This is a genomic window from Bacteroidota bacterium (assembly GCA_018692315.1).
Lineage (GTDB): Bacteria > Bacteroidota > Bacteroidia > Bacteroidales > JABHKC01 > JABHKC01.
Window position 1 is genome coordinate 1 of record JABHKC010000015.1, and the last position, 11,554, is coordinate 11,554.

General features: G+C 30.4%; 5 protein-coding genes. 3 read left to right on the top strand and 2 right to left on the bottom strand.

Annotated elements, in window-relative coordinates:
* Positions 1-320: 320 nt before the first annotated feature.
* The gene (locus HN894_00855; GenBank protein ID MBT7141855.1) at positions 321-3,512 is read right to left on the bottom strand and encodes a T9SS type B sorting domain-containing protein; all 3,192 of its coding nucleotides are present in this window, start codon (positions 3,510-3,512) and stop codon (positions 321-323) included.
* A gap of 130 nt (positions 3,513-3,642) precedes the next feature.
* On the bottom strand, positions 3,643-6,642 hold the full coding sequence (locus HN894_00860; GenBank protein ID MBT7141856.1) for a hypothetical protein: 3,000 nt from the start codon (positions 6,640-6,642) through the stop codon (positions 3,643-3,645).
* A 127-nt stretch (positions 6,643-6,769) separates the two neighbouring features.
* On the opposite strand from HN894_00860, the gene HN894_00865 reads away from it, so the two are divergent.
* The 3 genes from HN894_00865 (at position 6,770) to rsmG (ending at position 11,380) form a co-directional block, all read left to right on the top strand.
* Complete coding sequence (locus HN894_00865; GenBank protein MBT7141857.1) at positions 6,770-8,299, top strand: hypothetical protein; 1,530 nt, start codon at positions 6,770-6,772, stop codon at positions 8,297-8,299.
* An 82-nt stretch (positions 8,300-8,381) separates the two neighbouring features.
* A complete protein-coding gene (locus HN894_00870) occupies positions 8,382-10,727 on the top strand; it encodes a hypothetical protein (GenBank protein ID MBT7141858.1) in 2,346 nt (781 codons plus the stop codon).
* Between the two features lie 23 nt (positions 10,728-10,750).
* Positions 10,751-11,380 carry a 16S rRNA (guanine(527)-N(7))-methyltransferase RsmG gene (gene rsmG, locus HN894_00875; GenBank protein MBT7141859.1) on the top strand — a complete coding sequence of 210 codons (630 nt, stop codon included), beginning with the start codon at positions 10,751-10,753 and terminating at the stop codon, positions 11,378-11,380.
* The last annotated feature ends 174 nt before the right edge of the window (positions 11,381-11,554 follow it).

An 11,554-nucleotide genomic window follows, 5' to 3' on the forward strand; every position in this document is an offset into this window, starting at 1 on the left:
CCGTTTCTAATTCCATTTTTTTTAAGAATTGTACTGCTGCAATAAAAGCATTTTTTTTATTCATAACCTTTGATTTGATGCAAAGCTATGCAAATAAAAGGCTATAGAAGTTTCTAGCCTCCTTTTTGTCTATTACGCCTCAATTTTGAATTAAAAAAGACGTAACCAATCAGTGATGATAATAAATTGTAATATACTGAACTAAAGCAAAATAAGAATTCAAAACAATCTATAATTCATCAATTTAGCATACCGATTAGTTACAAAAAGACTAATTCCTGAAAGGGAATTTAATGGATAGTTTTTTTTGAAATATCAAATTATCTAATAACTGTTACATTTCCATGAACAAATTGTTCGGTACCTTCTGCATCTTTATATTTTAGGATATATATATAGGTTCCCGATTTTGCTTTTTCAGAATTTTTTAGCTTACCATCCCAACCTTCATTCATATCGGTAGTTTCAAATATTTTTCCGCCCCAGCGCTCGTAAATTATCATTTGAAAATTATCTGGATCTATTGTGCTATTTTCAATTAAAAATATGTCATTCAATCCATCTTCATTTGGAGAAAACGCAGTTGGGAAATCTGCATCCATATTGAAATCAAGCTTTATTGCATCTGTAATTTCTCCACAGAAATTGGTTACTTCTACCCAATAATATCCTGATTTAGTAACTATAAAAGTTGGTTCAGTTGAATTGTCTTGCCACAAATAAGTAGAGTTTGGATAGCTGGCATCTAAAACTAATATTTCGCCCGGGACAAAGGATCTATCATCGCCAATATTAATTTGCGGGAAAGTTCCTTCATCAACATTAATATCGTCTGAAATTAATCCACAAATATTTGTGATTGTTACAGAATAATTGCCAGTATCGCTTATAGTATAAGTTGGGTTTATAGAATTATCTTGCCACAAATATTCGGCTTGATCAAATGTTACGTCTAATAAAAATGTTTCTCCAGGGCAAATTGTTTTGTCTTCTCCCAAATCTACTTCAGGGGATGATAAATATTTGACTATGATTGTATCTGAAGCAGTAAAAAGACCATTGTTTACTTGTACGTAATAGGTGCCTTCTTCTTGAACAACAAATATTTTAGAATTTGAGCCATCATTCCATAAGTATGAATTTCCTGGATTCTGTGCATCTAATGCCAGGGATTGTCCAATACAAATTGTTGTGTCCTCGCCAAGATATACATACGGGTATGGATCTTTAAAGTGAGCAATTATTGTATCACCTGCAATAAAATCAATAATGATATCTGCGATAGAGTTTCCCGGGATTGTTGTATTGCTGTCAAGCTCCCAGTAATCGAATTCGTAAATTGAATTTGGTTCAGCCGATAAAAGTGTATTTATATTTCCAAAATAGCTCCCTGTAAATGGATAACCGTGGTCTGATAAGTCCAATGAATTGATAGAAATATCTCCATAATCTTCAGGTTCAACAATAAAAGTTACATCATATGGACCTGTCAAATTGTAACAATCAATCATGCCACTTGCAAAAAGTGCACATTTGTCGTCAATAAAATCTTTTAATTCCTGTACATTTGACTCCCAACCTGCATAAGTTCCACCCCAGCGGTCTATTTGCCTTTGCATTTCAGGCTCTATCATCTCTATCAGGCTATCTAACAGATAATGCATGTTGTCGCAAGAAAAAACCGTATTAGTCAGATCAATGAATCGGGATTGATAATATTGAACAAATGTTTCATTGTTCGATAGTTGATTTAAGATTGGGATGTGACCTTGACCTCCCGGATCGTTTAACGATTCTGGGTCGCAAGGATCTGCCGACGGGGTAGTGTTTGGTACACCTGTATAATTTATATAGTGTCCGAAAGTTGCATCCATATCCCAAAGTGCATATCTCCATTTCTTTTTGTCTCCATCGGGGTCTAAACCTCGCCACCAAGCAGTATTCCAGTTGAGCCAATCGGAACAAACGACATATGAATTTAGCACTATATAATCAATAAGGCTTTTCCAGTTGAAATATTTAGAAACAGTGTCAAAATTTGCTTCTATTGTCATATCATTTCCAAGGATAAAACTTCTCAGATTATCCCAATCTGTTTGAGCTTGATTTCCACCATATTCAGACCAAGTTCCTCCCCAAGTTTTTAGAAATTGAAGATCCCAACGGTCTTGATCGTAATAATAATCAGTAAAATCATGGTCGTCAACTTTTTCTCTGATTTCGTAAACTCCCCAATAGTCGCCATTTAGATATAAAACGCAAGGTTCATGGCTTCTTTCATCTAATTTTAATTTTCCAAGCTGAGATAAGGCATGAACATATGCATCTCGAATATGTGCACCATCTTCAGCGGGATAATTATCGTTAGCGGCAGGTTTTAGAATTAAACGTTGAAATTTTGTTCTGTCTTTAGTTCTAAATATTTTGTGATTTATTACATGATTTATACCGTATTGGTCTCTTGTAATATAGTCGAAACCTCGTTGCGAATATGCCCAGGAGTCGTTTCCATGCTTGTTAAATTCGCCGCTCGATTCATCTAAAAGTAATCCATATTCATCGAATAATTCAAATACACCGTCTGGGTGAAGCCCACTACTTCCGTTTAATAAATTATCGACTTGGTCTCCACAAATAGATACTATTTTTATTGTATGATAGTCGTCTCCAATAAAATAGGTATTTGTTTCTGTGAAACTACTTGGAATGTTTGAATTTGTACTGAATGCTTTAGTACGAACAACAGTAGTTGTTGCAATAGAAATTGGACTTGTATATAAGGTAGATGTTTGTGTTGGTTCTTCGCCAGTAAGTGTATAGCGAATTTCTACATCTACATCAGGCGATGCTAAGGAAACATCTGTTGGAAAATTATGATATCCAGCATCTTGATTAAATATTGGAGTTGTGGCATATTCTCCTTTTGGGTTTGTATTTATATCTCCGGGTGTTGGAGTTGTATAAACGCTCCATGTACTTCCTCCATCTATACTTCTTCCTCTGGAATGATCTTTTTGAGTTGGATTAAGAATTTGAAGCTCATCTAATACATTGCCCGATGGGTCTGAAAATACAATATATTCTTGTTTGTTTTGGGTGATTTTAAAGTTTGTATGTAAAATACCGCCTGTAAATTCATCTCTGGATGAGGCAAAAATTATTAGGTGATCATTTGCGTCGATTGAAACTGCCGGGAATTGCCATTTCGTAGGATTGCTTGATTTGTCAGAAAGATGATAGCCTGTTAAATCTACAGTAGCAGTTCCTGCATTATACAGTTCAACCCAGTCTTCGTTGTTGTTGTAATTATCTTGAATTGTATTTCTGTTCGAACATGAGAATTCATTTATTACAATTTGAGAATTCGAAGTCGAATAAAATAGAATAAATAATAATAAGAGTGCAGAAGAAAGTGTTGTTTTCTTACCAAAAATACTTAACATTTTATTATTTATTATATTTTCCAAACTATTTAAAATGAGACGGCAAAATATTCTTAAAGGTTGTATCATAATTCCTACAATTTGTTGTAAAGTTATGAAATTATTTTTAGAAATCTAAAATTTGCGCACACTGAAGGTCAGATAAAGACTTTTAATTTTATAGAGAATTGTTGTTATAGTTGAAAAATAAATATGATAATTATTTATAGAAAATTTCTGCAACTTTTTCGTTTGTTCCGAAAATAGTATCATTTTCAAGTATTAGTTTCGAGCCTTTTTCAATCAAATAATTGTGCGTAATATTTGAATATTTGAGATTATTTACATTTAAGAATGCAGCTCCAAATTCAGGTTTTTTGCGAAAAGCTACCAATCCATATTTTGAATTAGAAATTTCTATAGAATCTAAATTCACATTTGATAAATCTTTCGATGCGATTCCAATATTGGTATTTTCAAGTTTGCAATTTGCAACAGTCAGTTTTGAGTTTTCGCCACCGCTGATACCTTTATCTCCGCATGAAAGTATCTTGCAATTTTTTATAATTACGACACTACCCGAAAAATCTATAGCATCGTTTCCAATTTCAGTAAATGAGGAGTTTTCTATTGTCCCTTTGCAAAAATCTGAGTCGAATGCATCTGCAAAAATATTTTCGAAAGTGCAATTATTAAGCAAAAAATCTGACCTGATAATATTGAGTGCATCTTCGCAATTGTTTGAAATAAAATGACATTGGTTCATTTCTACCTCAGATTCGTAGAAATTTACTGCTCCTGTCAATGTCCACGATTTAAAATCGAGAGTATTTAAATTTTCAAAAACTACATTTTCTAAAAAAGATTTGTTTTTAGCTTGAAAAACTGAAAATCCTTGAGCACTTCCGTCTTCAGATTTTATGAATATTTGTTCATCTGATTTTCCATTCATTTCAATTGGCGAGAATGAAATGAATGTCGAGGAATTAAGAAAATTCAAAGTGGTTCCAGCTTCAAAAATAACTTTATAGCCTGCCGGAATAACAATATTATCTTCAATATTTTGATTTTTTTTATCAAAAAGAACAGTTTTGCCTTTAATAGAAAAATATGGATTTGAATTAGAAAAATTGTTGTTTGCGATAATTTCCTGATAAGGGCTTGTATTTTTTGGCGACTGCCATTGATTTACTCGACTAGAAAATATTTCATCATGCCCTTCAATCATAAAGAAAATAAAGTCTGCATAGGAATCTGTTTCAACCGTTTCAGAATAATTATTGTTTGAGTAGTAAGAATTTACGGTAGTTTTTTTATCTATATAGGCTGTGATAAATTTTTCATATTTCCCAGTTCCAAGAACTTCTATTTTTTTTGAATTGAAATTCAGAATTTTAATAAATTTGTTTTGGTCAGAAATACTATCAAGATATGATTTCACTAAACCTGAAATTAATGATTTGTCATATTCTTCAACATAATTATAATTTATATTTTCAAAATCTTTAGGATAAGTTTCCAAATATATCTTTTGTTTAAAAGTATCAAGTTCGTTTATAATTCCAATTGCGTTGTTTCGAAAAGATAGTGAATCGAAATTATAGAAAGGAAACTCCTTTTGCAGTATTTTTTCATTTTTCTTAATTTCCGGATATAAACTATCAAATAATTCATCAACATATTTTTCTGAAGAAAATTTTTCGAGGTAGTGAATGTATGAATGCAGAAAACTTGAATCATTAAAAAGGAAAGACCTCATATATCCGGCTTTGTCGTCTCTATCATGGTCATCAAAATTGCCAAATATTTGGCGTTTACCGAATTTGTATGGACCAGAGGCAAAATTGTCAAATCCTATTGGCTCAAGTTTGCAGACCACCGGATTGTAATACATTCTCTGGTTGTGCCAAATAATTCCGTGATAAGATTGAACCAAATCGATAATGGCGTAATATTTCGCCAAATATTCAACATTAAATATTTCTGAAGCTGGTCTTAAAATGTTTTTGTACTGGTACATAAGATTTTGCCCAATAAAAAATTGTTCTCTCAGGTTTGAATCTCGCAATGTACGATTCATTTTAAAAGGGATAATTGATGAAGGTTCTGTTTTTGGAGTTTTATAAAATATTTCGGTATCGATACCAGCATTTACCCAAACCCAGAAAAACTCTTCTGAGAATTTTAAAATCGGACCTTCGCGTCTTTTTTTCGATTCTATAAGTTGTTTGTCGAAATGCTCTTCGTAGGCATAAATTCCGAGGCTTCTATTGTTTAGAACTACCGGAACGAACCCGTATCTTGTGGTTAAAACATCTTCTTTTTCAAATATTTTATGAAGAAAATACTCGCCGAGATAAAATCTGGAATTTGGATTCTGAATTGAGAATGTTCGCATATTTTTCCATGCAAATTCTTTTTTCATTTTAATTCGGAACGACCATTTTGCCCCCTGCAAATGATCTAACCAATCGCCTTTTAATCTGACTTTTGCTTTCAGCATTTCATTGTTATAAAAAATGATTGCTTTAACATAATCATTGTCTGAACTTTGAAGGATGCCTTTCTCGAATGCTTTTTTTCGTTTTTTATAAAGTTTTTGCATTTCAAGAGTATCAATAAATATTTTTAGAGCTTCTTCATCGAAAGTCGGATAAACTTTCCCTGCTTTTTGTTCAATAGAAAGATCATCGAAATAAACCGGAGTTTTCCCTTGGTTCCAAACATATACTGAAAGTTTTTCATTGTCCATGTCCGGTGGAATTTCTACTTCAACAATAATTAATTCCCATGAATTTTCAGTTTTTTTAAAAACATCTTTTCCAGCTTTGTAAAATTTATCGGATGGTTTTCCGGACACAACAAGTACACCATTTTTATCACTGCTTTTTCGCCAAACGCTAACTTGGTAAAATTCTCCTGTTCTTACCCGATCAATAGTATAGGTCATGCCAAATGCTTTTTTCTTTGTAAGTTTTATCGAATATTTCCCTGAAAATGATTCTTCATTGGTCTGTAGTCCCCCCCCTCTAAAATTTATTGAAGGGATGCTTGTACACAAATAGTTTTGATCTTCAGAAATTGTTTCTGCATCGCAAAATATGTTTAAATATTTTTTTTCGGGAAAATCTAAACAGGACTGGCTAAAAAATGCCAAAACTATTATGACGAAAAATTTGGCCTTTGTAAAATGCTTATATTGAAACCTTTGTATTTTCATATTTTGTTTATCAGAAAAAATCTACAACATAAAATCAAAGCAAAAATAGTTTATTCCAATCTTTTTAATTCATTTATTTGAAATTGTCGTAAAATCTTTTTTAAATTACTTTTGTGTCATGAAAAAAATGATGAATTTTAATAATTATTCTTGGTTAATATTTGTTTTGGTATTGATTGTAGTAGCTTTGGTTTATAATTATCAAAATAGCAGTATGCTAGGTCCTCAATCAATTCATCATTGGCGCCAAGCAGATTGTGCTTCAGTTGCTTTAAATTATTACCAAAATGGCATGAATTTTTTTGAACCGGAGCTTCATGCTTTAATTTCTGATAGTAGAACAAGCGGATATAATGTTGGTGAAATGCCGTTTTTATATTATTTTGTAGCTATATTGTACAAAATATTTGGTCATCACGATTCAGTTTTCAGGATTGCAAATATGTTGTTTTTTTTCGTTGGACTGTTTTTTCTATATAAACTTTCAGATTTGCTTTTGAAAGATACCTTTTGGGCAATTTTTGTCAGTATATTTTTATTTAGTTCTCCAGTATTAGTCTATTATGCAAATAGTTTTTTATCAAATACTACTGCATTGGCTTTTTCCTTAATAGGGTGGTATTTTTTCTTTCGTTTTAGAGAAAAGCAAACACAAAGATTACTTTATATTTCAATAATTTTTTTTACAATTGCATCACTACTGAAAATTACTGCTGCAATAAGTGTTGTGGCCATTTTTGGGATTTATGTAATTGAATTTTTTAATATCTCTATTTTTAAGTTTAAGAGTAAAGTTTTTAAATCGAAGTATAAAAATCTAATCCCATTTTTAGTCCTGATAATTGTTGTAATTGCTTGGTATTTATTTGCTATTAATTACAATCAGAATCATCGAACAAATTATTTTTCAACGAGAACTATGCCTATCTGGGATTTATCGTCAGAAAAAATCCTAAAAATTTGGGGAAAAGTTACTTCTTTCTGGGTATATTCTTACTATAGTCCGGCAGCCTTATATGTACTTGGCGCAATGTTTTTGGTTCAGTTTTATAGAATTAAAAAGGAAAACAAAGAGTTTGTTCTTATAAGTTCACTTCTTTTTGTGGGGGTAATTTTGTATTTATTACTTTGGTTTTCAACGCTTCATGATCATGATTATTATCTGATAAATTTATTCATTCTTCCAGCTTTTGTCGTTTTAAGTTTTTTAAATTTTGCAAAAATTAATTTGAGTGAATTCTACAATCATAAACTTGTGAAAACTCTGTTTGCTTTGTTTTTAGCATATAATGTGTATTATGCCTCTTCAATCTCTAATGACAGGTATAATGGTTGGTTAAATGAATTTCCAACATATAAGGCTGTTCATGAGATTTCTCCATATCTTAAATCTATTGGAATAGGAAAGAATGATACAGTAATTTTTGTTCCTGACCAAAGTAGTTGCTATTCGTTATATTTGATGAATTTGAAAGGATGGACAGAATATGCAGGACTAAATACCTCAAAAGAGAAAATTCAGAAATCAATTGAACTTGGAGCAGAGTACCTTATTATTTTAGGGAAAAAAACATCTGAAAAAAAACCTTATTTGACAGGTTTTACAAATAATAAAATTGGTGAATTTCGTGATGTAGAAATATTTAGATTAAGATGATAAATTATTTTCAGCATTTTATACCCATTAAAGCAAAGCTATTATATATTGTATTCATAAAATATAAACAAATTACTAAAGAATGAAATTATCTCAAAATATTATAAATAATAAGCAGATATTATTTTTGATGCTTGTATTTATCTTCTCAAACATTTTTATTTTGAGTTTTTATTCTGACATCGTAATAAGTCCGAATAGTTTCCTTTTTAGCGATGGTGGAGATGGTATAAGTAGTTACTATAATTCTTCTTATCATATAAAACATGACACAAGCTATTTGCAATTCGATGGGATGAATTATCCATATTCAGAACATATAACTTATTCTGTCAATAATCCTCTATTAACCAACTCGGTAAAACTTTTGGCTGCGATATTTCCAAAAATTGCAAATCATACTGTTGGAATTATTAATATTAGTATCATTTTTAGCTTTCTGTTATGTGCAATATTTTTGTATTTGATTTTCACTAAGTTAAAAATTCAGCCCATATTTTCAGTAATCAATGCAATTGCAATTTCTATGTTGTCGCCCCAGGTTTTTCGAATGACGGGACATTTATCTTTAGCGTATGTTTTCTTCATCCCATTGACTTTATATTTGTTCATGCTTTTTTTAGAGAGCGAAAACAAACTAAAATGGACAATTTTTATTTTTATAAATAATTTGTTTTGGGTGCTAATTCATCCTTATTATACTTTTATCGTAGTATTTTTTATTTCTTTATATTATTTAATATCATTATTTCAGAATTTCAGGAAAACGATTCTTTTATATAAAACACATTTTTTTATAATTGTTCAAACAATTCTTCCTCTGATTATTTTTTATTTTTTAGTCAAAATTACTGATGAGCATACAGGTAGGACAAATAATCCATATGGATTTTTTGTATATTTAGCTGATTTTAAAACCATATTTCTTCCAAGCCATCCACCGCTAAAACCAATTATTGAAAGTTTTGCGAAAATTGGAACTCAAAACTGGGAGGGAGTTGCATATGTTGGATTAAGCACAATTTTAGTTTTGGGTTTTTTATTGATAAATTCAATTAAGAAATTCATAAAGGCGAAAAAAATATTTTGCTTCCGGCAATATTTAGATAATGAATTTTTAAGGAATGGATTTTTGGCAAGCGTATTAATTTTGTTATTTTCAATGGGTTATCCATTTATTTTTAATTTAGAATTTGTAATAGACTTGTTCCCAATCCTGAAATCGTTTCGATCAACTGGTCGATTTTCGTGGATTTTCTTCTATTTTTCAACAATTGTAGCTGTTTATGTAGGATACAAATTGGTGAAAAAATTAAGTAATAGAAACAAAATACTTTCAGGTTTGGTATTTTTCATTATACCTTTTTTATTTTTTGTAGAAGCTTTTCCATACCATCAGGAGCTTTCCGAACGATTAGTAAAAACTTCAAACTTATTTGATAAAAACCAATTGAACGGATCATATAAAAAAGGATTAGATAAAATTGACTCAGAAAATTTTCAAGCTATAATTCCTATACCTTTTTATCATAAAGGCAGCGAAAACTATGGAAAATCGGCATCAAAAAAAATATTGTTGTTATCTGAAGTATTTTCTTATCACAAAAAACTTCCGATTTTGGGAAGTTATTTGGCTCGTACAAGTATTTGGGAAAGTAAAAATATTGTTCAGCTTATAAGTCCTGATTATTATGAAAAAGAAATAGAGAAAGATATTTTTTCAAACAAACCATTTCTGATAATTTCGAGCAATGAAACAATCACAGATTATGAGCAAATGTTAATTCAAAAATGCGACACAATATACACTTCCAATGAATTTTCTTTATTGTCTATTTCTTTGGAAAAACTATTCGATGAATCGGAAAAAAATTCGATAGTGGAAGATTTTATTGAAAAAAGGGATAGTCTGTTATTTGTAAATGATTTTTTTCTAAGTGATTACACTGATTTAATAGATTTTGATGATTTTGAAGATAGCAAAAGCCAAATATCTTATAGAAGTAATGGTGCTTTTAAAGGAACCAAAAATGGATACAGTCTTCTTGCAAAAATTGATAGTTCTTTGTTTGTTGAGAATCAGGAATATGTGGCAAGTTTCTGGATATATAATTGTGGAGAAAACTATGGTCAGGATGTTTTGAATTCATTATTCATTGTTCAGGAAGACAACGGAATTTCTGTAAAATGGAATTCAATTTTTAATCCAAGTCATAGTTTTATTATTGATAATTGTTGGTCATTAGTTGAATGTAATTTTAAAATTAAAAATGAAAAAAGCAGTATATCTTTTTTGTTGAAGGGAGACGATAATACGGGAAAAAATATATATGTTGATGATTTATTGATCTATAAAAAAGATGCGGAGGTCTATCAAGAAAACAAAAATGAACTATTTTTTAATAATCATAGAATAACTGTTCATTAAATTACAAATTGAAAGCTCAAAACATGTTATCAGAAAATTTACTAAAAAAATATTTCCCGGAATTAAATGATTTACAAATCAGGCAGTTTTCAAAATTGGAAGATTTGTATAAAGATTGGAACGAGAAAGTAAATTTAATTTCCCGAAAAGATGTAGAAAATATTTTTGTGCATCATGTTTTGCATTCGCTTGCAATTGCAAAAGTTGTGAAATTTGAATTTGGAACAAGCATTCTTGATATAGGAACTGGCGGTGGTTTTCCGGGAATACCGCTTGCAATTGTTTTTCCCGACTGCAAATTTATGCTTATTGATTCAATTGGGAAAAAGATAAAAGTTGTAAAATCTGTTGCGGAAGAAATAAATCTTACAAATGTTTATGCCCAACAAATTAGAGCCGAGAAATTGAATGCGAAATTCGATTTTATTGTAAGTAGAGCAGTTTGTACAATCCCTGAATTTATTAATTATTCAAAGAAAAAAATAAACAGTAAATCGTTCAATTCCATTTCCAACGGAATTTTATACCTTAAAGGAGGAGATTTTCTCGAAGAAATTGAAAATCTGAAATATTTCGTCAAGATTTTCAATATAAAGAATTTCTTTCAAGAGGACTTTTTTCAGACTAAAAAGGTGGTTTACATAAAGCAATAATTTAACCTGAATAATTCATAAATTTTCGTCTCGTAAGTTCAAAATGTGTGTCAGATTTGAACTACCACAGATTTTTATTTTTGAGTAATAGCGAGCTATTTTGATGGAATAAAAATTGAGGACGGTCAAAGATGATGTGCAGTTTGGGCTTGTAGTAGAAATATTTATGAATTA

Excerpts from the sequence above, each read along its gene's own strand:
- HN894_00855 (MBT7141855.1), bottom strand. The coding sequence starts at position 3,512 with ATGATACAACCTTTAAGAATATTTTGCCGTCTCATTTTAAATAGTTTG.
- HN894_00860 (MBT7141856.1), bottom strand. The coding sequence starts at position 6,642 with ATGAAAATACAAAGGTTTCAATATAAGCATTTTACAAAGGCCAAATTT.
- HN894_00865 (MBT7141857.1), top strand. The coding sequence starts at position 6,770 with ATGATGAATTTTAATAATTATTCTTGGTTAATATTTGTTTTGGTATTG.
- HN894_00870 (MBT7141858.1), top strand. The coding sequence starts at position 8,382 with ATGAAATTATCTCAAAATATTATAAATAATAAGCAGATATTATTTTTG.
- rsmG (MBT7141859.1), top strand. The coding sequence starts at position 10,751 with ATGTTATCAGAAAATTTACTAAAAAAATATTTCCCGGAATTAAATGAT.